This is a genomic window from Microbulbifer sp. ABF4_148 (genome assembly GCF_056158985.1).
The window spans coordinates 760,263-783,851 of the sequence record NZ_JBSWUI010000001.1 but is presented as its reverse complement, the minus strand read 5'-3'; the positions used below and the strand labels follow the sequence as shown (position 1 = coordinate 783,851).

Sequence of the window (23,589 nt, the reverse complement as noted above, 5' to 3'; positions counted from 1 at the left end):
ACCGGGAAAGGATTGCCGCGGGAAGATTGCGGCCGCGCAGGCGGTGAACTAGCGTCTAATCGAGGACAGTCTCACTAGCGTACGCAATACCGGAGCGAGGCCGCTGTATGATCGCGTTACTATTTCTCTTGATCGCCGTGGGCATGGTGGCGGCAATATTCGACAAAATGCGGCTCGCGTATGGCAGCTATACGCTCTGTTTTCTGCTGAGTCTGTTCTGGTTCAAAGTCCACGCCACCGACAAACTGTCCATTGTGCTGTAACCATGCTTGTACTCTCCAATAGTGCCGTCCGATTTCTCAACGCTCTGGGTGTTGCCGGTATCACCCTGGTTCTGCTCATCGGGTTTGGCTTGCAGCTTGGATTAAATGAGCTGCCCTGCCCACTGTGCCTGCTACAGCGCGTCGCGTTCTGCCTGGTACTTTTCGGTTTTATGCTGAATGTATTGAAGGGCGTTCAGTACGCGCACTATGGACTGGTGATCCTCGGGGCCATATTTGGCGCTAGTGTCGCCTTGCGACAGGTGTGCCTGCATATCGTGCCGGGAACCGGCACCTATGGCTCTCCAATTTTTGGCCTGCATTTTTATACCTGGTCATTCCTGCTTTTCTCCGCCACGATTTTCGCTGTTGCGATCCTGCTGCTGTTTTCCCAACAGCGGCCGGCAGGGGAAGCATTGCAGGTCAGCAAGCTGGAGAAAGGCATTTGCTGGACAGCAGTCGGGGTTACCGTCGCGAATGCCATCGCAGCGTTGCTCGAATGCGGTCCTGGAAAATGCCCGGACAACCCGGTGAACTACAAGCTGCTGAGTTTATTGTCGGTGTTCAGCGGGTAGGGCTTACCGCAGCGGTATCGCGATGCGAAATGCCAGGGTATTGTCATTGCGAAAGAGACCACGCGAAGCGCGATCTGCCTTGTCCATTTTCTGGATCTGATAGTCAGCACCAACCTGTATCCCGCCAAACTCCTGCTCAATACCCAGCACATAGTGCCAGTAGTTGTTGACGTCATACTCACCATAGTAATCACCGAAGTAATGCGCAGCGACCAGCTTAAGGGCGGCAGACTCAAACAGCGGCTGGGACAGTGCTACCTCCGCTCTTTCGCTCTGGAGCCCGGTGTTATACGCATTATCGCTGACGCCATAGGTCGCCCAGAATGTCTCTGTACCGAGTGAAGATTCGAGTTCCAGATAATCGCGGTTTTCGACCTGGCCACCCTGCTGGGTGATATAAACCAACGAAACTGTGTAGTACCAGTCACTGGATATTGCGCTGCTATAGCCTGCGTAAACATCCAGCTCCACATCGCTACCATCTCCATAATCGATATTGCTGCTCCACAATCCAGCAAAGGCGCCGTTGCCAAAGTCATTTTCCAGTTCGACCTGCAGCGCCGGATTACCAGCGGTCATGGAGACACCGCCGTAGCGATAGTCACTGACCAGCGTCACTTTGGCGCTTAGTTCCGAAGCCTGCAATGGGAGGGAAAATATCAAGGCGATAAAGGCAATGACGACAGATTTCACGTTATGTCCTTATGGTTATTCCGGTACAGACTTTGCCAGCATGTCAGCATGTCAGCAGGAGTCGGCGCATTCTATCCACTCTCCTGGCATGAATCATCTATGGGTTAGGGGCCGGCTTGCCGTACCCGGCAGAGAATCCATACTCAGCAGTAAGACGTATTCCCCCAGTGCACCCCCCTACGGATTCAAACCCATGGCCAAGTTTTTTCTGCGTTACCTGCCACTGTTAGGCGCATGCCTGCTTTCAGTGGCCTGCGGGTCAACCCGCATCGACACTTACTATGATGAGCGTCCCGCGCTGATTCCCGAGGAATTCTTCCGAGGAGATATGACGGCACATGGTGTTGTCCAGGACCGCAGCGGCAAGGTGACTCGACGTTTCAATGCGGAACTCAAGGGTAGCTGGGACAATGGCCAGGGCTTACTGGCGGAACGGTTTGTCTTTGATGATGGCGAGGTTCAGTTCCGTAATTGGCAGCTGATTCCCACACCGGCCAACGATCGCGCGGGCGTACGGACTTTTATTGGCAGGGCAGAGGACGTCGTCGGCGACGCCGAGGTCGAAGTCAGCGGCAATGCGATGTTCATTCGCTATACCTTGCGCGTCTCGTACAAGGGAGACACCATCGACGTCAATGTCGATGACAGAATGTATCTGGTATCTGACAAGGTCATCATGAACGAGTCGCGTCTGAGCAAGTGGGGCTTCTCTGTCGGCGCCATTCTTTTGACAGTGGTAAAATCAGACTAGGCCTGTCCACGTTCAGTTCTGTGTCGCGTATCCAGCATGGAAATGCACAATGCCCCCATCGACAATGTGCCGACGGGGGCTGCCGTTTTGCCGGCATCGCTGCCTTACAGCAAACCGCCGGAGTGCGCCATCACATGGAAAATCACACTCTGCTCATTGGTACCGCTGAGGAGGTGTGAACCCGGTCCCTGCGCCCAAACGCCAACGTCTTCACCGGCATGCGTTTCAGCTTCGAGGGGTACCAGCGCTTCCTGGTGAAAACCCGACGTTTCCGTATCCACAGCGGTGAGATCCTTGCGACCGCTGTCTATCGGCAGGCCATAGCGAACATCTGCATCAGTTTCTTCACTGAGATCCGCAAAGCCCCGGCCATTGGCATAACCCAGGGTGGTGTAGGGTAGCCCATCCTCGGCGAGCGATTCGGCACTCTCTGCCGCACCCGTCGAATCATTGCCGACGACTTTTCCCAGAATTGGATTGCCGCGGGTCGGGTAGCCTGCAATGGTCATCACGTGACTGTGGTCGGCCGTCACAATGATCAGCGTGTCTTCCATGCTGGTGTTATCCATCGCCACCTGTATCGCCTCGGCAAATTCGATGGCATCGGTCAGCGCATTGTAGGCACTGCCCGCATGGTGGCCATGATCGATTCGACCGGATTCCACCATCAGGAAATAACCGTCGCTGTCCTTCTGCAGCAGTTCCAGGCTTTTGGCAGTCATGGCAGCGAGCGAGGGCTCACCCGCGGTATCATTTGCCCGATCGGCCTCGTAACGCATGTGAGAGGAACTAAATAGCCCCAGTAATTTGTCTGTCGCTGCAACATCCATCCCATCAAATGCGGCCTCATCTTCGATGTAAACCGCGTTGGTAACACCATCGTCGTAGCGCTGCTGCCACTCCTGTACCAGGTTGCGACCGTCTTCACGACGCCCTGCGCTACCCTCGAGATCCGTCATCGCGGTCGGCAGAAAGCTACGGCGGCCTCCGCCCATCACTACGTCGATGCCGTCACCAGCCTGCAGTGCGACCATCTGGGAGGCGATATCCACGCAGTCCCCGCCTGCGCTGTACTCCCAACCGCGCTCAGGGACTTTTGCATAGGTAGCACCAGGCGTGGCATGGGTGATACGGGCAGTACTGACAATACCGGTACTTTTGCCCAAATCCTCCGCAAGCTCCAGCGCCGTCACGAGCTGACGCGACTTGCTTGCCTCGCAATCTCCGCGCGCCACATCCTCCGCAACGCTCAGCACGCCGGCCTTTGTCTTCACACCAGTGACCATTGCCGTCATGGTGCCGGCAGAGTCCGGGGTTTGCTGGTTGGTGTTATAGGTCTTGATCAGGCCCGCAATCGGCATGGTCTCGAAGCTTAACTGATATTCCTCGCCGCTCATTCCCTGCTGCTGTCCGGCGAGAATGCGCGCAGCGGTGACGGTCGAGATACCCATGCCGTCGCCGACGAACAGGATGATATTTTTTGCTGCACCTTTGTCGTTGTTAATGACCTGGGCGCGCGCCTTTTCGATCACCGTCTGGCCCTCAGTAAACCAGTCGCTCTGTAACTGATGTTCCGACAGGTTTATCACCGGCACTTCCGGCTCAGGCAAAATTTGTGTCTGGCCCGGCTCGTTGTCACTACAGGCGCTTAATACGAGCGTCGCGGCTACGGCGGCCGACAGCGCGGCCCGCGAAAATTGAATAAATTGCATCACTGCTGCTCCTAATATTTTGGGTTCGCTCAGTTGGCGCTCACTGATAGCCCGGTCGCCTCGACCATCAGATGGAAAATGATATTCTGTTCAACGCTGCCTTGCACCAGTTGGGCACCGGCACCAATCGCATGCAGGCTAATGTCCTCACCCGCATGGGTCTCTGCACTGGTGGGCACCAGCGCTTCCTGGTGGAAGCCGGGGGAAGTCGTATCCACAGCGGTGAGATCCTTGCGGCCAGTGTCCACAGGTAATCCATAGCGCACGTCCGCATCCGTCTCATCACCCAGGTCGGCAAAACCGCGACCATTAAAGTAACTCAGGGTGGTATAGGGCAGGCCATCCGCGGCCAACGCCACTACATTGGTCGAAGCGCCACTGCTGTCATTGCCGACCACTTTACCCAAAATCGGATTACCGCGGGTCGGATATCCGGCGATCGCAAACACGTGGCTATGGTCCGCGGTGACCAATACCAGTGTTTCTGAAAGGTCTACGGTATCAATCGCTGTCTGTACCGCGTTGGCAAAGGCCAGCGTATCGTGCAGGGCATTGTACGCACTGCCCGCATGATGGCCATGGTCGATGCGACCGGACTCGACCATCAGGAAGTAGCCTTCCTGATTGCCTTGCAGCAGATCCAGCGCCGTCCTGGTCATTTGCGCGATGCTGGGCTCATCGGCACCTGTGGCCAGGCGATCAGCGTCGTAACTCATGTGGGAGCTGGTAAACAGTCCGAGTAACTTGTCCGTGTCAGCAAGGTTCAGCCCGTCCAGCTCGGTGCCAGACACCACATACTCGGCTTGCTGCGCATCGGCATAGCGGTCGAGCCACTCGGCGGTCAGGTCGCGCCCGTCAAGTCGTCGGCCGCCGGCGTCTCCGGGTAAAAAGTGACGGCGGCCGCCACCGAGTATCACATCGATCCCATCACCAGCCTCCAGTGCGACCAGCTGGGCAGCGATATCGGTACAGCCATTTTGCAGCGCCTCATCAGGCAGCGCATCATCAGACTCCCAACCGCGCTCCGGGGCCCGGGCGTAGGTCGCAGCCGGCGTGGCGTGGGTGATGCGCGCCGTGGATACAATACCGGTGCTGCGGCCCCGGCTCTCCATCAGTTCCAGGAAGGTAGACAACTCATTGCCGGCAACGGAGCCACAGTTGCCACGCTCCACGTCGCTATCCACGTTGATCACACCCACATCCGTTTTGACGCCGGTCATCATTGCGGTCATCGTGCCGGCAGAGTCCGGGGTCTGCTGATTGGTGTTATAGGTTTTTACCAGCGCGCTATACGGAAAGCGTTCAAATGCCAGCAGGTTTTCTTCGCCCGACTCCCCGCGCAGCTGGCCTTCCAGAATTCTCGCTGCCGTCAGCGTGGTGATACCCATGCCGTCACCGACAAACAGGATGACATTTTTTGCTGTGGCGTCATCTCTGGTCAGAGCAATTTTGTCCGCAACCTGTTCAGTGCCTGTGGTAAACCACGGGCTCGCAGTCTGATAGTCAGGGAGTTCCGCGGCATGGATGTCAAAAGCCAAACCCACTAGCAACGACGTAACGACCGCGCTTTTTATACTGTTGCGCATGATGTCCTCGAGTTAGTTGAAAAATTCGAGGGGCATTAGAGAAAAAACAGATGAATGGCTGGTAACACGAAGATGAATTTTGTGTGGAATGTGAATCATGCCGCGGAGTATGGCGTAGTAAATTACAAAAATTTTTCTGGAAAATTTTTATCGATAAAATTTTATCGCACCTGCCCCATAAGATACGTGATAACAGAACATTTTATAAAGGCTCGCAAATAATTTATCCCGACACAACCGGCCAACCGCAGCGACACCTCCGTTAACAATGATCGTCGACGAGATAATGCAACGGCAAAAGAGCAAAATTTTAGTCGCCCAAACCAATGATCGCGCGCGCCCGCTGGTAACGTTCGGAAAAATGGTGCAACGGAAAGCTGTTGGCACCCGGCACGAGGTGAGAAAACGGACCCAGCGCATTCACCTCTTCTTCCCGCAGGTTCCGATAAAAATCGGCGGAGACCGTTGCATCAAAGGTAAATGACAAGCCCATACTGGAGTGATTGATCAGCGCGCCTTTCCGGCCTGTCAGCTGGTCCGGCAAGTTGAGCTGTAGGACCAGCCCCTGATCATTTTCTATCATTCGGTAATCTCCACCCGCAAACTCGTGTTCTGCGAGAGGCAATTCCGCCGCATGCTCTGCCAACACATTACTACCATCGCTCTTGTCGGCGCTGTCGCTAACAACCGGCAAGTAGGCGTTGCCGGAGAAGTTCATCCCGCGACCACCGAACACTTCGGGAGCAGTTTCCCCAATAAACAGATTGTTCAGCCAGCGACTGTAGGCGATGGCGGGGCGATCCCCCCAATCCTGATTGATCCAACTGGGAACATTATCAATAAACAGGTTGTGCACCCAGGCATCTCCCACAGAGGAATAGGTCCCTGCGGTACCGCCAATCAAAATGTTGTTGTCATAAAGGTTTGGCCCATGCATGTTGGCCTCAGTGAGGATCGCATTGGCTTCTGCCCCCATGACAATATTACCGGTGACACGCACGTCACTATTGTTGAAGTCGATCCAGATTCCATGGGCAGCGCCTTCTTCCGGATTAATGGTGTGTACGTTGCGGATAAAATTGCGCTCAATCCGCAACGATTTGCTCATATGGTGTTTGATACCTGCAGTTTCCCAACCGCCAAACTCTTCCCGGTAGTTAATGTCCTCGATATGGTTCTGGGCAATCAGGGTATTGTTATTCCACCCCTGCCCGGCAATGCCGGCCTGGCCACAACGCAACAGGACATTGCGGACCACGCGATGATGCCCGCTGGCGTTTTGATTAGCGACCGCGGTCGGATTGCCCAAGGAGACGCACACACCCTTTGCATACATCACGATGTTGTCCTGGATATTCCAGTGATGCCCGCCGTTCGGGCCAATTGCGCCAGGCTGGTAGGCCACCGGCGGCGCCCAGTGACTGGCCACATTCATCACGGTAAAACCGCTGACCGTGATAAAACCCAGTCCGGCGGTAGTGGGGAAAAATCCATAGGGCCGTTTGTTGATTTCCACCGATAGGACGTTCGGGTCGGCCTCGCCGAAGTTGGCCCAGATCGTGGTGATGCCCTGTTCGTCATCGGTGCGTGTTTTCCAGGTCAGGGGCTGATCCAGCACCTCAACCAGGGTTCGCTTTTCGGTCAGCCCCTGCCCGTCCAGGAAGACATCGCCAAGATGGGTCCAGCGGCCATACTTGAGCCACCCCCAGCCGTCTCCCTCTTCGTCCTGGACAATATATTGGGGATGCCGGGTCAGTGTGTTGAATGGATTGAAGTCGCCAAAGTAGGCGACCGGTAGCTGCAATTGCCAGCTACCGTCGGCCTGGCGCTCCCAGCCAGCGACGCGTTCAGACCCGAGAATACGGACGTCCTCGCCGGGGGCCGCGCGGTAGACAATACGGCGGGTTTCAGACTCTCCCCCGCGCGGTGGTTTGACCCACTCACGATAAATGCCGGCGCGCACCGTGACAGTATCCCCCGGCAAGGCCTGCTGCGCCGCGCGATTGATTGTTCGAAACGGTGCGGCTGTCGTGCCCGGTCCATTGTCGTTGCCATCCGGCGCAACGAAATACTCCACCGGCATCGCGGCAACACTGCCGCTACGCTCGGTATCATCTTCCACACTACAACCGCTCAAAGACAAAAGGCTCGTGACAATCCAGGCCACAGCACGTCGATTTCCAACAATCCGATGGAAACGTTTACATTTTGGATCGAAAATTGTCATCGCGCTGCTCGCCGGTTCGTTATTCGGGTACGGGGATTGGCTCAAGCATACGCCAGCTCGAGTGTTCGGGGAAAGAGGAGCGGTGGTGCTGACCCGGAATGCGGGATGCGGGCGCCACGGACAGTAGCACCCTGAATCAGGACAGATTATTCATTAACTGATGATCCGCACCGGACTCTCATCCGGATCGCGACCCTGACCCGCTTTCTCGAGACGGTCGAGATAGGCCTGCCATTTTTGCGCCTGTTGCTCGCCCAGCTCGCGCAGATATTCCCAGCTGTAGAGACCGGTATCATGGCCATCATCGAAAACGATCTTCAGTGCATAGCGGCCGGCGGTTTCGAGGGTGTCGATTCGCACATGCAGCTTGCCGCTCACCAGCTTGCCCTCGCCGGGTCCGTGGCCGCGCACTTCCGCACTGGGCGAATAGACCCGCAGGTATTCGGCCGGCAGGGCATAACCCTGGCCGGCAAACTCCAGCTCCAGGGTATTGGCCTCCCGATTGAGGCGCACCCGGGTAGGTTTGGCAGTCGCGGCGCACATTTACAGGATAAACCGCGACAGGTCTTCGTTCTGGCTGAGCTCACCCAGGTGGCTGTCGACGTAGGCGGCGTCGATGGTGACATCACTACCGTTGTCGCCAGCGCTGAACGAGATTTCTTCCAGCAGGCGTTCGAGCACTGTGTGCAGACGACGTGCGCCGATATTTTCGGTGCGCTCGTTGACCTCAAACGCCACCTCGGCAATCCGCCGGATCCCGTCATTGGTGAAAGTCAGCTGCAGGCCCTCGGTGGCCAGCAGCGCTTTCTGCTGCTCGGTCAGTGACGCAGATGGCTCGGTGAGAATGCGCTGGAAGTCATCGGAGGTCAGCGAACTCAGCTCCACGCGAATGGGCAAACGTCCCTGCAATTCCGGAATCAGGTCGGACGGCTTGGCCAAATGGAAAGCGCCGGAAGCAATAAACAGAATATGGTCGGTCTTGAGCATGCCGTACTTGGTGCTGACGGTGCTGCCCTCGATCAGCGGCAGCAGGTCGCGCTGCACACCCTCGCGGGAGACGTCGGCTCCGCCGCCTTCCTGGCGCTTGGCGACCTTGTCGATTTCGTCGAGAAACACGATGCCGTTCTGCTCGGCAGATTCAATGGCACGTGTCTTGATCTCTTCATCGTTGACCAGCTTGCCGGCCTCTTCATCGGTAATCTGTTTCAGCGCCTGCTTGACCGTGAGCTTGCGCTTGCGGGTCTTGTCCTTGGCCATGTTGGAGAACATGCCCTGCAGCTGATTGGTCATTTCTTCCATACCGGGAGGCGCCATAATCTCGACACCCATGGGTTGCTCGGACACATCGATCTCGATTTCCTTGTCGTTGAGCTCACCCTCACGTAATTTCTTGCGGAACATCTGCCGGGTGCTGGAATCGCGGTCGCCGGGTTCGGCACCGCGCGCGGGCGGTAGCAGGGCGTCGAGGATGCGCTCTTCGGCCGCGTCCATGGCACGCTGCTGCACACCGGACATGGCGCGCTCACGCTCCAGCTTGATGGAGACTTCCACCAGGTCACGCACGATGGATTCCACATCGCGACCAACGTAACCCACCTCGGTAAACTTGGTCGCTTCCACCTTGATAAACGGCGCACCGGCCAGCTTCGCCAACCGACGGGCAATCTCGGTTTTACCCACACCGGTGGGGCCGATCATGAGGATATTTTTCGGGGTAATCTCCGGGCGCAGCTCTTCGCTGACCTGCATGCGGCGCCAGCGATTGCGCAGGGCGATGGCCACGGCACGCTTAGCATCCTGCTGACCGACAATATGGCGGTCGAGTTCATGGACGATTTCTCTGGGGGTCATCTGGGACATGGTCTTACTCTGTCTCGTATTCGGTTGCCGCCTCGTCATTGAAAAGAGGCCGGTGGCGGGCGTGTACAGGCACAGGTATTTCAAGCTCGCGGTAAATACTTCCCTGACCACTCTGTCGGAATCGTCCCGGATTCCATCTGGCTTGAAATACCAGTGCCCATACCCGCCCTTCAGTTCACGTTGAATGGGCGAGCGCTGTGTAGCTCGCTCAGTAACTCAGTTCTTCAATGGTGTTGTTGTGGTTGGTGTACACACAGATATCACCGGCGATCTTCAGCCCCTGTTCGACGATGGTGCGGGCATCCAGTTCGGTATTGTCGAGCAGTGCGCGGGCCGCGGACTGGGCGAAGGGGCCACCGGAGCCAATGGCAATCAGGTCATCTTCCGGCTGGATCACGTCACCATTGCCGGTCACGATCAGGCTGGCAGTTTCATCCGCCACGGCCAGCAGGGCCTCCAGGCGCCGCAGCGCACGGTCGGTACGCCAGTCTTTGGCCAGTTCCACCGCCGCGCGGGTCAGCTGGCCGCCGTGGGCCTCGAGCTTGGCTTCAAAGCGCTCGAACAGGGTGAAGGCATCGGCTGTGCCGCCGGCGAAACCGGCCAGTACCCGGTCCTTGTACAGGCGACGCACTTTGCGCGCATTGCCTTTCATAATGGTGTTTCCCATGGAGACCTGACCGTCGCCGCCAATGACGACCTTGCCATTTCGACGACAGGAGAGAATGGTGGTTCCGCGATACTGTTCCAAGAAGAGGCCCTCGGGTTGGGGAATCGATGCGCAAACCGCGCGCTGACAAACTAAGTGAGGTCGCCACTTACGGATTTCAACGCGTGCCCGCTAAAATGCGCGCTGGCTGAACCGGAGGTACCCATGCCGAATCTTCCCACGCGACGCTATTCCCTCGCGTTCGCGCTGATTATGTCGGGGCTGATGTCCCTGTTGATGTCCGGGATCATCACCCTGGTCAACACCGGGATGGATGTGGGCTTTTTCCTGCGCTGGATGCGCGCCTGGGCGGTGGCGTGGGTCGTGGCATTCCCGCTGGTATCGGTGATCGCGCCATTGTCCCATCGACTGGCGCGCAAACTGGTGGGTCAGCCGGGAGAGGACTAACGCTTGGCGGGGCGCTTGAGGACCAGCGGCATCAGGCTGTGTTCCGCCAGAATCTGGCGCGCCTTCGCCACACTGGAGCGGCTGGTATAGGGGCCGACCAACACCCGATGCCAGGTTCCACGGGCATCGGTCGCCTGCTCGACGCTGACATCCAGGTTGGCGAGTACCAACTGCGCCCGCAGGCGATCGGCCTCGGCGGCCTCACGAAATGATGCGGCCTGCAGGATAAACACGGTGGGGGACTCTACGGCGACCGGTTGTGGCGCCGCTTCTTCCTCCGAGGTGCCGGCCTGGCTGGACGCCCGACGTTCCAGCTGGCGGGTCTTGGGTTCGGGGACCGAGACTTCGTTTTCCTGCAGCAGGGTATAGAAGTCGAACTTGGGCCCCGCCTTGTCTTCCGCTTTGGCTGGCGCCTCGACACCCGCAACACTGCGGGCTTTAACGCCTTCCTGCTGCAGGCTGTTCATAAACACCATGAACACGGCAAAGCCACCGACAAAATTACCCAGTACAAACCAGACCCAGGCGGGACGACCCGCGGAACTGCTGCGGCGGCTGGCATTGCGACGGCTCATTCTGTCGATATCCTCAATCAAGACTCTGAAGTTGTTGTTCTTTGTGCCTGGCGACTGGTTTTCCGCCAAGCGATCGACGGAGATTGTAACGCTAATCCCGCCCCGGTGGGCAGCGCAGGGGCCGGCTCAGGACAATTCCTGCGCGTCCATATCCACCGCCCAGCGGACCCGCCGATTGCGCGAGCCTTCTGCCCACTGGCAGAAACGACTCAACACCGACTGCAGAACACTGCGCCTGTCTGCCGTAATCTGGACATAGAAGCGGAAGCGACCGGATTTCCGCTCCAGCAATGCCGGCACCGGCCCCAGGTACTGTAGCGACGGTGAACTCGGAGCCAGCGCTTCCATTTGCTGCCGCGCGTCCTGCAGGAAAGCTTCGGCCCAGCGCGCTTCCTCACATTCCGCACGCACCAGCGCCATCGCCCTTAGCGGGGGCAGGCCGGCGGTTTGGCGCTCCTGCAACAGCTGTCGGGCAAAGGCGCCATAACCCCGATTGAGCAACAGTTGCAGCAGCGGGTGTTCAGGAAAACGGCTCTGCACCAGTACACGGCCCGCGAGGTCACCGCGACCGGCTCGGCCGGCAACCTGCTCCAGCAATTGCCCGGTGCGCTCGGGCGCGCGGAAGTCGGCACTGAACAAACCCCCATCGGCATCCTGAATCACCACCAACGTGACCTTTGGCAGGTGATGCCCCTTGGCCAGCATCTGTGTACCCAGCAACAGGCAGGGCTCGCCGGCCCGCGCCGGTGCCAGCAAGTTATCCACAGCCTGTTTGCTGGTGGTGGTATCCCGGTCGACGCGAATCACCGGAAACGACGAGAAGCGCTGGGCCAGCAGACCCTCGCTGCGCTCGGTACCGCCGCCCAGGGCACTGAGGGAACGGCTGTGACATTGCGGGCAGCTGTCGAGCAGAGGACGACGATAATCACAGTGGTGGCAGCGCAACTGACGCTGGGCACGGTGCAGGGTGAGCTTGCTGGCGCAGTGCGGGCAGTCCGCCAGCCAGCCGCAATCATCACAGGTGAGCGCCGGCGCGAAACCGCGTCGGTTGATAAACACCAGCACCTGTTCACCGCGCTGTAGTGTCTCGCCAATATGGCGCAATACCTGCGGCGCGAACCCTTCCTCCAACTGCTGCCCCAACGTCGGCACCAGGTGAATTTGCGGCGGCTGCGCGCCGCCCGCACGCTGCTTCAGACGCAGGTGCTGATAGCGACCGCTGAGGGCATTGTGCAGGCTTTCCAGGGACGGCGTGGCGGATCCCAGCAGTGCCGGCACATCGGCATCGCGCGCCAGCACCACGGCCAGATCGCGCGCCGAATAACGCACGCCATCCTGCTGTTTGAAAGAGCCATCGTGCTCTTCATCGACGAGTACCACCCCCAGTCGCGGCAGCGGCGTAAGAATCGCGGAGCGGGTACCAATAACAATATCTGCCTGGCCGCCGGCTGCGGACAGCCAGGCCTGCGCACGCTCGCCTTCGGCGAGGCCGGAGTGCAGCGCGGCAATGTTGTGATCGGGAAAGCGCGCCGCAATACGACGCAAGGTTTGCGGAGTAAGGCCAATTTCCGGTACCAGCAGCAAGGCCTGCCTACCGGCGTCGAGTGCCCGCTGCATGAGACGCAGATAGACCTCGGTCTTGCCGCTGCCGGTGGTCCCCTCCAGCAATGCGCAGGAAAATCCCTCAGCGGGCACCGCATCCAATACCTGCTGTTGCTCTTCATTGAGCTGCGGCGCGGCCTGCACCTCCGCCACCGAAATGGCCGGCGGCAGGGTCGGCCCCGGCTCCCAAACCACCAGGCCCCGCTCCTGCAGTGCACGCACCGTGGGCGTATTGTGTCCGAGTGCGCGCAACTGGCTGCGCCCGACCCGGTCGCGCTGCAATAGCAGCTGCAGCAGTGCCTGCTGCTTGGGGGCACGAGCGAGCGCGGTTTCCGGCAAGCCTTTGCCTTCGGTGGTGAGCTGCAGCCACTGTTCGGCCCAGTGATCCGCCGGCTTGCCTTTGCGCAATGCGACGGGCAGTGCGGCCGCATACAGCTCTCCCGGTGGCGCCTGGTAATAGTGCGCGGCCCAGGCAAGAAAGCGCCGATAACGCGCGTCAAACAAGGGCTCTCGATCAATTTGTTCGTGGACGGGCTTCAGCGCGGCAAGCGGGCTCTCATGCACGACTTCCACCAGCACGCCGACCAGCTTGCGCGGACCAAACGGCACCCAGAAGCGCTGGCCAGGCTGAAATTCAGCCGGGTCGGCATCCTGCAGCGGAAGATAGTCAAACAATCGGCGCAGGGGCACGGGCACCGCCATCCGCAGGATGACCTCCGCCGCCTGACCCACCTGTTCTACCTGCGCCTGTTGCACGACTGCTTCCTTCACACGCGTCTGATCAAACGCGCTAGTCTAACGGCTACCCCGCATTCAGCACAGGGTGGGCATACTTGATCCCCCGCGTCACATTGCGGATACTCGCTCGGCACCTGTAACGAGTGATTTGGCACGCAATGACCATTACCGAATTTATCGAGGATGATATCCGCTCGGCCTTGGCCGAGGGTCGCAGCCTGCCGTACAAGCTCACACTCGGTGCCATGTCCGACTACTACAAAGTCAGCCTCACCCCGGTGCGCGGTGCGATCGAGGAGCTGGTGCAGGAAGGCCTGGTGATCCGCAAGGACAATGGCCGGCTGGAACTGACCAGCGAGCCCAGCAAGGCGCGGCGCGGCCGTCGGCGTGCACCCGCCATGCCGGACCCATCCCAGGAACTGGACGAACAGATTCGCAAAGATGTGGTGCGCCGCAGTCTCGCCCAGGACGAGGATTACCTGCGCGAGCAGGCCACTGCAGAAAAGTACGGTGTCGGCCGCACACTGGTTCGCCAGGTGTTTTCGCGACTCGCGGGCGCCGGCTTGCTGGAACATATCCCCCGTTGCGGCTGGCGTGTGCGCCCGTTCAATGAAGAAGACATGCTGAATTATCTCGACGTGCGCGAGATGATCGAACTGCGTGCCCTCGATCTGGCCCGCCCGCACTTTGATGATGATGAGCTGCGGGAAATGCTCGAGGCCAATCGTCCGGAACATGGCCGCCTGGGAGCCAAGCTCGATTTCGATATGCACGACTATTGGATCAGCCGTTGCGGTAACCGCTATATCCAGGAGTTTATCGAGCGCTACAGCCCTTACTTCAACACCCTGTTCAATTACGCGGTCAATGATGAGGACATCAAACGGGAAATGTCGCAGGAGCACTGCGATATTCTCGAGCGCCTGATCGAACACGACTGGAAGGGCGCGCGCAAGGCGCTGTCGAAACATATCCGCGACCAGCGCGAAGCGGTCACGCGGATGATCAGCTACCTGCAGGGCAACTGACCAACCTCACGGCTCCCTGACAATCCCGTGGGCATAGGGATCTTCCGGCTCCAGCACCAGTTTCGATTCCGCACTGACGTAGGCCTGACCGGTAATGGTCGGCAACACGCCGTCCGCGTGCGGTTGTACCGTCCCCTCAAAAATACTGCCGACAATGCTTTCCTGTCGCCACAGCTGGCCCGCGGCCAGTTTGCCATCGTCATACAGGCACGCCATCTTGGCACTGGTGCCGGTCCCGCACGGGGAGCGGTCGTAGGCGCTGCCGGGACACAGGACGAAGTTGCGGCTGTCGGCGGTATCGGGGTCGGACGGTGCGGCAAACAACTCAATATGGTCCACCTCGGCCCCGTCTTTTCCGGTGATGCCCGCCGCCACCAGCGCCGTGCGAATGCGCTCGGCAAACGCGGTCAGGGCGGGCGCATTCTCCAGTTGCAGTGACTGGCCGTGGTCACTGCACAGGAAAAACCAGTTGCCACCCCAGGCGACGTCACCGTGCAGCTGCCCGTGACCGGGCACATCCACCGCCACCTGCGAGTGCCAGCGATAACTGGGCACGTTGTCCACACTCACCCGGTGGTTGTTGTGCAGGGTGAACGTCACTTCCCCCACCGGCGTTTCCAGCCGGTGGCTACCCGGCTGAATGCGTCCCATACGCGCCAGGGTCACGGCGAGCCCGATGGTGCCGTGGCCACACATACCGAGATAACCGACGTTATTGAAGAAGATCACTCCGGCTGCGCAATCGGGGTTTTGCGGCGCACACAGGAGCGCACCCACCCAGACATCGGAACCCCGCGGCTCGAGCACCATCGCCGCACGCAGATGATCGAACTCGTCGCGAAAACGCGCCAGCCGCTCTGCCATGGAGCCGTCTCCCAGCTCCGGGCCGCCACTGACAATGACCCGTGTCGGCTCTCCACCGGTATGGCTGTCGATGACTTCAATCGTGCGCATAATCTCCTCCATGGCGACCTATCCTGACAGCCACAACGGCTGCCGGATAGTGCAATGCGGTCCTTTTGTTTACGCGGTTTCCAGCTTGATCGTCGGGCGGGTAGCAATCGCCTGGCGAATCATTTGCAGAACTTCCTCGCGCTCCTCCCCGGTCACCGGCAAGCGCGGGTTGCGGCACAGCTCACTGCCATAGCCACATTCCTGAACTGCCATTTTGATGTACTGCACCAGCTTGGGCTTGGTATCCAGGTGCAACAGCGGGGTGTACCAGCGATAGACTTCCCGCGCGCGGGCATAGTCACCGGCCATCGCCAGATCCCACAGCAGGCGGTTCTCCTGCGGGAAGGCATTGACCAGTCCGGAAATCCAGCCATGCGCACCGAGCGCGACACTCTCCAGTGCCAGATCATCCACACCGCAGAACAGGATCAGTTCATCACCGATCAGGTTGGCGATATCAGTCAGGCGACGGGGATCGTCGGACGATTCTTTCACCGCGACAATATTCGGCACCTTGGCCAGTTCCGCCACTGCTTCAGCGGTGACATCGACGCCGTAACAAGCCGGATTGTTATAGATCATCACCGGCAGGTCGGTGCTTTCCGCCACCGCACGGATATGCGCAACGACTTCTTCCATATCTGCCTTGTAGGACATGGGCGGCAACACCATCAGGCCATCCACGCCCGCCTCTTTGGCGGCCCGCGCAAAGGCACACGCCTGAGTGGTGGTGTACTCGGCCACCCCGGTGAGCACCGGTACACGACCATTCACCTGTTTCACGCTGGCTTCCAGCACCGCAATCTTTTCATTAAAGCTGAGAGAGCAGTTCTCCCCAACCGTACCGAGCATTACGAATCCGTGCACGCCCGCCTCCAGAAGAATTTCCAGATGGTCCACGGTGGCTGGCAGGTTCAGGCTCTCGTCCGGGTGGAATTGGGTGGTGGTGGCGGGAAATACGCCTTGCCAGTTAACTTGCATCTCACAGTCCTCAGTTAGATGTTCTTTCACCATCACGTACTAACACGCTCACTTAGCGCGTCATTCCGCTTTTCATCATTTTGTTATTGTGTACAATAAATAAATATTCCAAAGCCTGTCAACACCCAATCGTCATTCGCGAACAACTGGCAGGAATGACACCGGCAACCCAACAACCATTGTGAGGGCACATTCATGAATACCGCCACGCGCTACGCCGATCACCTCAACATCCTGGGTCAGAGAATGGAGTCCGCACTGGCCGCCTGCGGCTTTGACGCGGTATTGATAGATGCCGGCTCGCCGCTCACCGCCTTCCGAGACGATAACACCTACCCGTTCCGCGCCAACCCACATTTCAAGCACTGGCTTCCCCTGACCAGTCACCCTAGTTCTGTGCTGGAGATTCGCCCCGGCACGCGTCCTCGGCTGTACTACTTCCAGCCCAAGGATTACTGGCACCAGCCACCGGCAGCGCCCGCCGGTGACTGGGTGGCACACTTCGAGATCGAGGTAGTCACCGATCTGGAACAACTGCGGGATTGGCTGGCACGCGCACCGGCGCGCAGTGCCTGGATCGGTGAACCTGCGGCATACCGCCCAGCGCTGCCGAACAGTCACTGCAATCCAACCAACCTGTTGTCGCTGCTCGAATACCAACGCGCCTACAAGACCGACTATGAAATCCAGTGCATGGCACAAGCCAACCGGATCGCAGCCCGGGGCCACATTGCCGCCGGCCAGGCTTTTCACGGAGGAGCCAGCGAACTGGAAATTCACCAGGCGTATGTGGCTGCCGCAGGTGTGCAGGAACAGGAGCTGCCGTACTTCAATATTGTGGCCATGAATGCACACAGCTCGATCCTGCACTATCACGGCACCGACCGTCAGGTGACCGACCAGGTCCACTCGCTGGTCATCGATGCCGGTGCGCAGTTCAACGGATATGCCAGCGATATCACCCGCTCCCATGCACGCACGGCAGGGCTTTACAGCGAACTACTTGGGGAAGTCGACCGGATACAACAGCGGCTCGTCGAGGAAATTCGGATTGGCCAACCATTTGCGGACCTGCACTGGCGCGCGCACCACTACATCGGTGAAATCCTGCAGCAGTTTGACCTGGTGCGTATGGACCCGAGCGACATGGTCGCCCGTGGGGTCACCAATAAATTCTTTCCCTGCGGACTGGGGCACTTTATCGGCTTGCAGGTGCACGACGTGGGCGGCTACCTGAAAAATCCGAACGGAGAGACCTACGAACGCGATCCCGCAGCGCCCTTCCTGCGCATGGTGCGCAATATCGAGGCACGCATGGCGCTCACGGTAGAGCCGGGTATTTACTTCGCCGATGTGCTGATGGACGAACTCCAGGCCGACTCCGCCAGCGCACTGGTGAACTGGCCGTTACTCGAACAGTTGCGCCCCTGTGGCGGCGTACGGGTGGAAGACTGCGTCATCGTGCATGCGGACAGCCACGGTACCCGCATTGAAAACCAGAGTCGGGATGCCTTCGCACAATTGTCATCCTGACGCACTGGCAGTAGGCCGCGCGCCATACCTGCGGTATAACAGAGGGGAAGGGGTAAACACATGTCAGACCGTTCCGACAACTTGCAATCCGTCGACACACTCGTGGTCGGCGCCGGGATTATTGGTACTGCCATTGCGTCGCAATTGCAGTCCGAGGGGCATCAGGTCACGCTGCTCGATCGCGAGGGCCCGGAGCTCAGCTGCTCCTCCGGCAACTGCGGCCATTTTGCCACCGATATTGTGCTGCCGCTGGCCAACTGGCGCACGCTGATGGCCCTGCCGCGCCTGATGACGGACCCGCTCGGCCCCCTCGCACTGCGCTGGCAATACCTGCCGAAATTAATGCCGTGGCTGCTGCGCTTTGCCTGGGCGGCCATGCCGCACAACTGCAACCATACGACCAGGGTATTGAGGGAACTGAACGGCCGCTCGCTGGAAAGTTATGACCGACTGCTGGCACGCACCGGCCTGCAAGCGCTGATGCAAAAACGCGGTGCGCTTACCCTGTTCCAGACTGAGCGCAAACGCAATGCCGAGCGCGCCCTGATCCCGCTGCTCCGCGACTACGGAATCAATCTACAGGAACTCGATGCCGCGGAAGTGGCCGAGCTGGAGCCCGCGCTGAATACGGGTATTGCCGGCGCACACTATTATCCCGATACCGCACATACTGCCGATCCACTCGCGTTGGTAAAAGGCCTGAGCGAAGACTGCGGCAATAACGGCGGCAACATTGTGCGGGATGAAGTGCGTGAAATTCGCCCGCTGGACAATGGCGAATTCTTGGTACAGCTTTCCGACAGATGCCTGCAGGTACGCCGCTTGGTGCTGGCCACCGGTGCCTGGAGCAAACAGTTCGCCGCGCAACTGGGGCACCGCGTTCCCCTGGAAAGCGAACGCGGTTATCACCTGATGCTCGCCGACCCCAATGTGCAATTGCATCGCCCCGCGACCCTTGCCGAACGCTCCTATGTGCTGACCCCCATGGACGACGGGTTGCGACTCGCCGGCACCGTGGAACTGGCCAGCCTCGATGCAGCGCCGGACTACCGCCGCGCTGATATATTGCTGGGCCATGCCCGCGAACTGTTCCCGAACCTCGAAAGCCGGGAACAAATTCGCTGGATGGGCCGCCGACCATCGCTGCCGGATTCGCTCCCGGTGGTTGGGCAGGATCCCCACCATGCAAACATCTTCTATGCGTTTGGCCACCAACACCTGGGGTTAACACAGGCCGCGGTTACCGCAGAAATTATTGCGGACCTGATCGCCCAACGGAAAACAGCGTTCGATATTGCACCGTTGTCGATTTCACGGTTTTAGCAGGTCTGCGCTGGCCGGCATTCTTAGAACAAACAAAAGGGAAACGATGAGCCTCAATCTCAAGGAAGTAGATGGCGTACCAATTGAAGCAATCCACCTGGCAACCTGCCATTGCGGCGCAGTTGAAATTGAACTGAATTTACCCGACGGACTGGTAGATGTGCGACGCTGCGACTGTTCCCTGTGTCGCCGAAGAGGCGCTATTGTTGCGTCCGTCCCACTCAATGGCATCCATATCCGTAAGGGTCAGGAGCATCTCCAGCTTTACCAGTTCAATACCCAAACGGCCAAACACTATTTTTGCCGGCGTTGCGGTATCTATACACACCACCAACGCCGGTCGAATCCAGAGCAGTATGGTTTTAACGTCGCCTGCCTGAGCGGTATCAACCCGCTCAAGCTAAAAGATGTTCCCACCTATGACGGCGTCAGTCATCCTGCGGATCGATAGCTGAACGGAACACCTGATTGACAGTTTGCGCCGGCAACGCCTGATACCAGCGAGATTTACAGTTCGATCAGGTCTCGAGAAGATCTCGTGAGTCGCTCTGCACCCGTCGCGGCCACCAACACATCATCCTCAATCCTGACGCCACCCCAACCGGGCTGGTAAATGCCAGGCTCTACCGTCACCACCTGGTTCTCCTGCAGGATCGTCGTGCTGTTCTCTGCCAGGTAGGGTTTTTCATGCAGTTCGAGTCCGATGGCATGACCCAGGCCTTCACCCATCCACCGGGCAAATGGACTGGCCCGTAAAAAATCGGCGACGACGCGCGCCGGTTCGCTGCAGGGCACGCCCGCGCGCACCGCATCAATGCCCAGCTGCTGCGCTTCGCGCACTGTCTGGTACACCGCTCGCTGGCGCGCGTCCGCACGCCCCATGACCACAGTGCGCGTCATGTCGGATCGGTAGCCTTCCACCACTGCACCGAAATCCACTTTTACCAAATCGCCGTTCTCGATCACCTTATCGCTCGGTTGGCCGTGCGGACGACAGCTACGCTCGCCGGAAACCAAAATCGTAGGGAAGGCGACACCTTCCGAGCCGAGGTCGAGCAGGGCGATTTCCAGTGCCTGCGCCGCCGCCCGCTCGGTCATGCCCACAGCCAGGCAGCCCAGCAGGCGATCCCAGGCGCCATCGGCGATGCGGGCAGCGTGACGCAGCTGGTGAATTTCACGCTCTGTCTTACACTCGCGCACTTGCTCTACCAGCCTGGTAACCGGCACTAATGCAAACATAGAGAGATCACGGTCCAGCTCCTGCCACAGGCTGAATGGAATCCGATCCTGTTCGAACGCCAGCGTTTTTACAGCGCATGCCCCCAGCAATCGCGCTACTGTCTGCCCCAGCCGCTCTTTCGCCCGATCTCGTTCCACCACCGTAAACGTCGGGCATTCTTCCTGTGCCTGGTCGACAAAACGATAGTCGGTAATCAACCATCGTTCGGTACGCGTCAGCAGTAACGCAGCAACCCCATTCTCCTGACTACTGAATCCACTCAGATAGCGGATATTTGCGGTGGCCGAAACCAGCATCGCATCGAAACCGTCAAATCGCTGAATGATTTTGCTGAGCGCACTCATGTATGGGAGCCCTCCATTTTTTTCGCGAGAAATTGATTAAACAACAGTAATCCCAGTGCCGACACCAAACCGACCATGGCGAACAAACCCCACATCCATTCCGGCCGCCCCATGTCTTTTGCCAGATCCTGATAGGCCCACCCGGACAGGATTCCGGCGAGTAAAAAGCCTAGTGCCATCGACAGAAAGTAGTAACCCATATACAGCGCAGCTTGCGCTTTCGGCATGACCGCAGCGATATATTCCTGGCTCTTGGGGGACGCCACCATTTCGCCGATGGAGAACAACACCACTGCCGCAATCATTCCCAGGGCACCCCAGACCGCAAGAAAACCGGTCAGCAGGAAACTGCTACTGATCAGCAGGGTACCCACCACCAGCACCGGCACAATCGGCAGCCGCAAAATGGTCCGGCTGACCAGAATTTGAAACAGCAGGATGCTGCCGAAGTTGAACGCCGTAATAAATTCCGGGCCTATCTGGCCATTACTGCCGGTTACCGCATTGCCAATGACGGGCCAATGCACCTGCAACCAGTCCGCCAGGGGGCGGGTATCGACAAAATCGCGAATATACAGGGGCAGGGTGATAAACAGCTGGTTGTACATGGCCCAGAACCCCGCCATTAACAACAGGTAGACAACGAACGGGCCATTACTCAGTACCTGTACAATTTCGCGGGCAATATTGGGTTTGGTCCCGACCGTTTTTTGCACCGGCTCGCGGAAGCCCAGTAACAAAAAGAAATTTACTGCAATCCATGCCGCCGCCATGGCGAAGACCAGATCCCAGCTCACGGCGCGTACAACACCGGCAATGACCGGGCCGAGGAACCCGCCAATATTGACCATGGTGTAGAAAATACCGAAGCCAAGGCCGCGGTTACTGTCATCGGTCGTGCGGCTGACGGTACCCACGACCAATGGCTTGAAGATCGCCGCCCCCACCGCCACAGCGATAAACACACCGAAAAATGGCCAGAAGGATTTAACCTGCCCCAGCAGGTAATACGCCGGCGTCATGATCAGGAAAGCAATAAAGAACATGCGCCGGTAGCCAAAGCGGTCCCCCAGTGCACCGGTAAAAACCGGTAGCAGATACAGCAGAAATGGCACGATGCCCTGTAACAGGCCCCGCTGTTGTTCACTGTATCCAAGCCCGCCCTCCGCCAGTGGCAAGGTGAAATAGAGGGAAGACAGCGTGAAAAACCCGTACCAGGCCAGCCGCTCAAAAATTTCCATGGCATTGGCCACATAAAAGGTGCGCCCAAACGCACTGCGGGTATCACCGGGAATTTCTTCTGGCAGTGCGACACTCGTCGTCATCTTATTCGGCCTCAGCGTTTTTCTTATCGGTGCAAACTACCGCAATATTACTTTGCGTACAATATTAAACAAATCGATCCACAATCCTCGTCGCACTAAAAAATCGATCAGAGACCAAAAACTGGCGCCAAATCACACGCGCAAACGCACCATGGACTTTTCAACTCTATTTTTTAGAGTACTCTATTTATGGATACCCCATCTATTCGAAGGAACGATCATGACCGATGTGGAACAGATCAAGCAGGACCTGGATTTTGTCAGTAACGCCGTGCGCGGCGACAGCGCGGGCAACGGCATCCCGCAGTTATATTTTTTATGGGCGATTCTGATCGCCATCGGCTTCAGCCTGCCGGATTTCGCCCCCGCTGCAGCCGGCCTGTACTGGCTCTGCGCCGGCATCGGTGGCGGTCTGTTCAGCTGGTGGTTTGCCGAGCGGCGCACACGCCGGCAGGGCATCAACAACAGTCCCCTCGGTCGCCGCTATGGCGCCCACTGGCTGGTGACCGGCATTGCCCTGTTGCTGTGTTTCTTGCCGCTGGTGACCGGACGGATGCCAGCGGCAATCGGGGCCACCAATTTTCTGCTGGTAACAGGGCTCGCCTATAGCCTCGCTGGCGTGCATCTGGAAAAGCCCATGTTGGCCAGCGGCATCGTGATGCTCGGCGGTTACGCCGTGATGCAATTGCTGACGCCGCCCTACGCCTGGACCCTGACCGGACTGATCACCGGAATATCGCTCGCCATTGCCGGCATTGCACAACTGCGCGCGGAGCGACGGGAGGCAGCGTGAAAGCACTCAACGCACTGGATCCTCTGTTCGAACATCGGGTGAGGCTGGGCATCTGCGTGCTGCTGGCCCGCGATGGCGAAATCAGCTTTTCCCGCTTCAAGGAACAGCTGGAAGTGACCGACGGCAACCTCGGCGCGCAGTTACGCAAACTGGAGGACAGTGGCTATGTCGATCTGAAGCGCGACTTCGTCGGTCGCAAGCCAGTCACCTGGTATCGCCTGACCAGCACAGGACGCGGGGCGCTGGACAACCACCTCGCCGGTCTGCGCGCACTCATCGATGGCACTGATTGAACGTGTACGGGAGTCAGGCCAAGACCGCCCACAAAAAAGCCCCACCGAGTGGTGGGGCTAATGCACTACAACCGCATTGGGT

The 23,589-nt window shown here is 58.7% G+C and carries 23 protein-coding genes; 10 read left to right on the top strand and 13 right to left on the bottom strand.

Annotated features, from left to right (window positions below):
• Positions 1–107 precede the first annotated feature (107 nt).
• A complete protein-coding gene (locus tag ACXAD0_RS03395) occupies positions 108–263 on the top strand; it encodes a DUF5993 family protein (protein WP_475086941.1) in 156 nt (51 codons plus the stop codon).
• A gap of 2 nt (positions 264–265) precedes the next feature.
• A complete protein-coding gene (locus tag ACXAD0_RS03390) occupies positions 266–835 on the top strand; it encodes a disulfide bond formation protein B (RefSeq protein ID WP_475086940.1) in 570 nt (189 codons plus the stop codon).
• Between the two features lie 3 nt (positions 836–838).
• On the opposite strand, the gene ACXAD0_RS03385 is transcribed toward ACXAD0_RS03390, so the two are convergent.
• Positions 839–1,528 carry a TorF family putative porin gene (locus tag ACXAD0_RS03385; RefSeq protein ID WP_475086939.1) on the bottom strand — a complete coding sequence of 230 codons (690 nt, stop codon included), beginning with the start codon at positions 1,526–1,528 and terminating at the stop codon, positions 839–841.
• 193 nt (positions 1,529–1,721) lie between these two features.
• Between ACXAD0_RS03385 and ACXAD0_RS03380 the strand changes: the two genes are divergently transcribed.
• On the top strand, positions 1,722–2,279 hold the full coding sequence (locus tag ACXAD0_RS03380; protein WP_475086938.1) for a DUF3833 domain-containing protein: 558 nt from the start codon (positions 1,722–1,724) through the stop codon (positions 2,277–2,279).
• A 104-nt stretch (positions 2,280–2,383) separates the two neighbouring features.
• Here ACXAD0_RS03380 and ACXAD0_RS03375 read toward each other — a convergent pair whose 3' ends face one another.
• From ACXAD0_RS03375 to hslV, 6 genes are all read right to left on the bottom strand, one after another.
• Complete coding sequence (locus tag ACXAD0_RS03375; protein WP_475086937.1) at positions 2,384–3,991, bottom strand: alkaline phosphatase; 1,608 nt, start codon at positions 3,989–3,991, stop codon at positions 2,384–2,386.
• Positions 3,992–4,020: 29 nt separating this feature from the next.
• A complete protein-coding gene (locus tag ACXAD0_RS03370) occupies positions 4,021–5,577 on the bottom strand; it encodes an alkaline phosphatase (RefSeq protein WP_475086936.1) in 1,557 nt (518 codons plus the stop codon).
• A 310-nt stretch (positions 5,578–5,887) separates the two neighbouring features.
• The gene (locus ACXAD0_RS03365) at positions 5,888–7,699 is read right to left on the bottom strand and encodes a right-handed parallel beta-helix repeat-containing protein (RefSeq protein WP_475086935.1); all 1,812 of its coding nucleotides are present in this window, start codon (positions 7,697–7,699) and stop codon (positions 5,888–5,890) included.
• 258 nt (positions 7,700–7,957) lie between these two features.
• Complete coding sequence (locus tag ACXAD0_RS03360; protein ID WP_475086934.1) at positions 7,958–8,347, bottom strand: gamma-butyrobetaine hydroxylase family protein; 390 nt, start codon at positions 8,345–8,347, stop codon at positions 7,958–7,960.
• The gene (hslU, locus tag ACXAD0_RS03355) at positions 8,348–9,664 is read right to left on the bottom strand and encodes an ATP-dependent protease ATPase subunit HslU (RefSeq protein WP_475086933.1); all 1,317 of its coding nucleotides are present in this window, start codon (positions 9,662–9,664) and stop codon (positions 8,348–8,350) included.
• A gap of 208 nt (positions 9,665–9,872) precedes the next feature.
• Entirely contained in the window at positions 9,873–10,412 is a 540-nt protein-coding gene (gene hslV / locus ACXAD0_RS03350; protein WP_475086932.1) for an ATP-dependent protease subunit HslV, read from the bottom strand.
• 123 nt (positions 10,413–10,535) lie between these two features.
• On the opposite strand from hslV, the gene ACXAD0_RS03345 reads away from it, so the two are divergent.
• A complete protein-coding gene (locus tag ACXAD0_RS03345) occupies positions 10,536–10,778 on the top strand; it encodes a DUF2798 domain-containing protein (protein WP_475086931.1) in 243 nt (80 codons plus the stop codon).
• Here the strand turns inward: ACXAD0_RS03345 and ACXAD0_RS03340 are convergent.
• Both ACXAD0_RS03340 and ACXAD0_RS03335 read right to left on the bottom strand, forming a co-directional pair.
• Positions 10,775–11,353: an SPOR domain-containing protein gene (locus ACXAD0_RS03340; RefSeq protein ID WP_475086930.1), complete on the bottom strand. Its 579-nt coding sequence runs from the start codon at positions 11,351–11,353 to the stop codon at positions 10,775–10,777. The two genes, ACXAD0_RS03345 and ACXAD0_RS03340, sit on opposite strands and share 4 nt — an antisense overlap.
• 126 nt (positions 11,354–11,479) lie before the next feature.
• Positions 11,480–13,726 (bottom strand): primosomal protein N', encoded by a 2,247-nt coding sequence (locus ACXAD0_RS03335; RefSeq protein ID WP_475086929.1) that lies wholly within the window; start codon positions 13,724–13,726, stop codon positions 11,480–11,482.
• 125 nt (positions 13,727–13,851) lie between these two features.
• Here ACXAD0_RS03335 and ACXAD0_RS03330 point away from each other — a divergent pair, with 125 nt between their 5' ends.
• Positions 13,852–14,721, top strand: coding sequence for a GntR family transcriptional regulator (locus ACXAD0_RS03330; RefSeq protein WP_475086928.1), 870 nt, complete (start codon positions 13,852–13,854; stop codon positions 14,719–14,721).
• 6 nt (positions 14,722–14,727) lie between these two features.
• Here the strand turns inward: ACXAD0_RS03330 and ACXAD0_RS03325 are convergent, their stop codons facing one another.
• Together ACXAD0_RS03325 and ACXAD0_RS03320 are read right to left on the bottom strand one after the other, a co-directional pair.
• Complete coding sequence (locus tag ACXAD0_RS03325; RefSeq protein WP_475086927.1) at positions 14,728–15,675, bottom strand: 4-hydroxyproline epimerase; 948 nt, start codon at positions 15,673–15,675, stop codon at positions 14,728–14,730.
• A 69-nt stretch (positions 15,676–15,744) separates the two neighbouring features.
• Complete coding sequence (locus ACXAD0_RS03320; protein WP_475086926.1) at positions 15,745–16,656, bottom strand: dihydrodipicolinate synthase family protein; 912 nt, start codon at positions 16,654–16,656, stop codon at positions 15,745–15,747.
• 195 nt (positions 16,657–16,851) lie between these two features.
• On the opposite strand from ACXAD0_RS03320, the gene pepQ reads away from it, so the two are divergent.
• From pepQ to ACXAD0_RS03305, 3 genes are read left to right on the top strand one after another with little or no spacing between them, the layout of a single operon-like run.
• Entirely contained in the window at positions 16,852–18,189 is a 1,338-nt protein-coding gene (gene pepQ, locus ACXAD0_RS03315; protein WP_475086925.1) for a Xaa-Pro dipeptidase, read from the top strand.
• A 60-nt stretch (positions 18,190–18,249) separates the two neighbouring features.
• Positions 18,250–19,512 carry an NAD(P)/FAD-dependent oxidoreductase gene (locus ACXAD0_RS03310; protein ID WP_475086924.1) on the top strand — a complete coding sequence of 421 codons (1,263 nt, stop codon included), beginning with the start codon at positions 18,250–18,252 and terminating at the stop codon, positions 19,510–19,512.
• 46 nt (positions 19,513–19,558) lie between these two features.
• Positions 19,559–19,963: a GFA family protein gene (locus ACXAD0_RS03305; protein ID WP_475086923.1), complete on the top strand. Its 405-nt coding sequence runs from the start codon at positions 19,559–19,561 to the stop codon at positions 19,961–19,963.
• Positions 19,964–20,019: 56 nt separating this feature from the next.
• On the opposite strand, the gene ACXAD0_RS03300 is transcribed toward ACXAD0_RS03305, so the two are convergent.
• Both ACXAD0_RS03300 and ACXAD0_RS03295 read right to left on the bottom strand, forming a co-directional pair.
• On the bottom strand, positions 20,020–21,096 hold the full coding sequence (locus ACXAD0_RS03300; RefSeq protein ID WP_475086922.1) for a M24 family metallopeptidase: 1,077 nt from the start codon (positions 21,094–21,096) through the stop codon (positions 20,020–20,022).
• Positions 21,093–22,421: an MFS transporter gene (locus tag ACXAD0_RS03295; RefSeq protein ID WP_475086921.1), complete on the bottom strand. Its 1,329-nt coding sequence runs from the start codon at positions 22,419–22,421 to the stop codon at positions 21,093–21,095. The genes ACXAD0_RS03300 and ACXAD0_RS03295 overlap by 4 nt, the downstream gene beginning before the upstream one ends.
• A 220-nt stretch (positions 22,422–22,641) precedes the next feature.
• Here ACXAD0_RS03295 and ACXAD0_RS03290 point away from each other — a divergent pair, with 220 nt between their 5' ends.
• Positions 22,642–23,214 carry a hypothetical protein gene (locus ACXAD0_RS03290; RefSeq protein WP_475086920.1) on the top strand — a complete coding sequence of 191 codons (573 nt, stop codon included), beginning with the start codon at positions 22,642–22,644 and terminating at the stop codon, positions 23,212–23,214.
• Positions 23,211–23,507 (top strand): winged helix-turn-helix domain-containing protein, encoded by a 297-nt coding sequence (locus ACXAD0_RS03285; RefSeq protein WP_475086919.1) that lies wholly within the window; start codon positions 23,211–23,213, stop codon positions 23,505–23,507. Before ACXAD0_RS03290 ends, ACXAD0_RS03285 begins: the two co-directional genes overlap by 4 nt.
• Positions 23,508–23,589 lie beyond the last annotated feature (82 nt).

What these genes read in the sequence shown, in the direction of transcription:
- ACXAD0_RS03310 (WP_475086924.1), top strand. Translation starts at nt 18,250, where the DNA reads ATGTCAGACCGTTCCGACAACTTGCAATCCGTCGACACACTCGTGGTC.
- ACXAD0_RS03305 (WP_475086923.1), top strand. Translation starts at nt 19,559, where the DNA reads ATGAGCCTCAATCTCAAGGAAGTAGATGGCGTACCAATTGAAGCAATC.
- ACXAD0_RS03345 (WP_475086931.1), top strand. Translation starts at nt 10,536, where the DNA reads ATGCCGAATCTTCCCACGCGACGCTATTCCCTCGCGTTCGCGCTGATT.
- ACXAD0_RS03320 (WP_475086926.1), bottom strand. Translation starts at nt 16,656, where the DNA reads ATGCAAGTTAACTGGCAAGGCGTATTTCCCGCCACCACCACCCAATTC.
- ACXAD0_RS03370 (WP_475086936.1), bottom strand. Translation starts at nt 5,577, where the DNA reads ATGCGCAACAGTATAAAAAGCGCGGTCGTTACGTCGTTGCTAGTGGGT.
- ACXAD0_RS03295 (WP_475086921.1), bottom strand. Translation starts at nt 22,421, where the DNA reads ATGACGACGAGTGTCGCACTGCCAGAAGAAATTCCCGGTGATACCCGC.
- pepQ (WP_475086925.1), top strand. Translation starts at nt 16,852, where the DNA reads ATGAATACCGCCACGCGCTACGCCGATCACCTCAACATCCTGGGTCAG.
- ACXAD0_RS03380 (WP_475086938.1), top strand. Translation starts at nt 1,722, where the DNA reads ATGGCCAAGTTTTTTCTGCGTTACCTGCCACTGTTAGGCGCATGCCTG.
- ACXAD0_RS03395 (WP_475086941.1), top strand. Translation starts at nt 108, where the DNA reads ATGATCGCGTTACTATTTCTCTTGATCGCCGTGGGCATGGTGGCGGCA.
- hslU (WP_475086933.1), bottom strand. Translation starts at nt 9,664, where the DNA reads ATGTCCCAGATGACCCCCAGAGAAATCGTCCATGAACTCGACCGCCAT.
- ACXAD0_RS03360 (WP_475086934.1), bottom strand. Translation starts at nt 8,347, where the DNA reads ATGTGCGCCGCGACTGCCAAACCTACCCGGGTGCGCCTCAATCGGGAG.
- ACXAD0_RS03390 (WP_475086940.1), top strand. Translation starts at nt 266, where the DNA reads ATGCTTGTACTCTCCAATAGTGCCGTCCGATTTCTCAACGCTCTGGGT.
- ACXAD0_RS03300 (WP_475086922.1), bottom strand. Translation starts at nt 21,096, where the DNA reads ATGAGTGCGCTCAGCAAAATCATTCAGCGATTTGACGGTTTCGATGCG.
- ACXAD0_RS03375 (WP_475086937.1), bottom strand. Translation starts at nt 3,991, where the DNA reads ATGCAATTTATTCAATTTTCGCGGGCCGCGCTGTCGGCCGCCGTAGCC.
- ACXAD0_RS03325 (WP_475086927.1), bottom strand. Translation starts at nt 15,675, where the DNA reads ATGCGCACGATTGAAGTCATCGACAGCCATACCGGTGGAGAGCCGACA.
- ACXAD0_RS03340 (WP_475086930.1), bottom strand. Translation starts at nt 11,353, where the DNA reads ATGAGCCGTCGCAATGCCAGCCGCCGCAGCAGTTCCGCGGGTCGTCCC.
- ACXAD0_RS03330 (WP_475086928.1), top strand. Translation starts at nt 13,852, where the DNA reads ATGACCATTACCGAATTTATCGAGGATGATATCCGCTCGGCCTTGGCC.
- ACXAD0_RS03290 (WP_475086920.1), top strand. Translation starts at nt 22,642, where the DNA reads ATGACCGATGTGGAACAGATCAAGCAGGACCTGGATTTTGTCAGTAAC.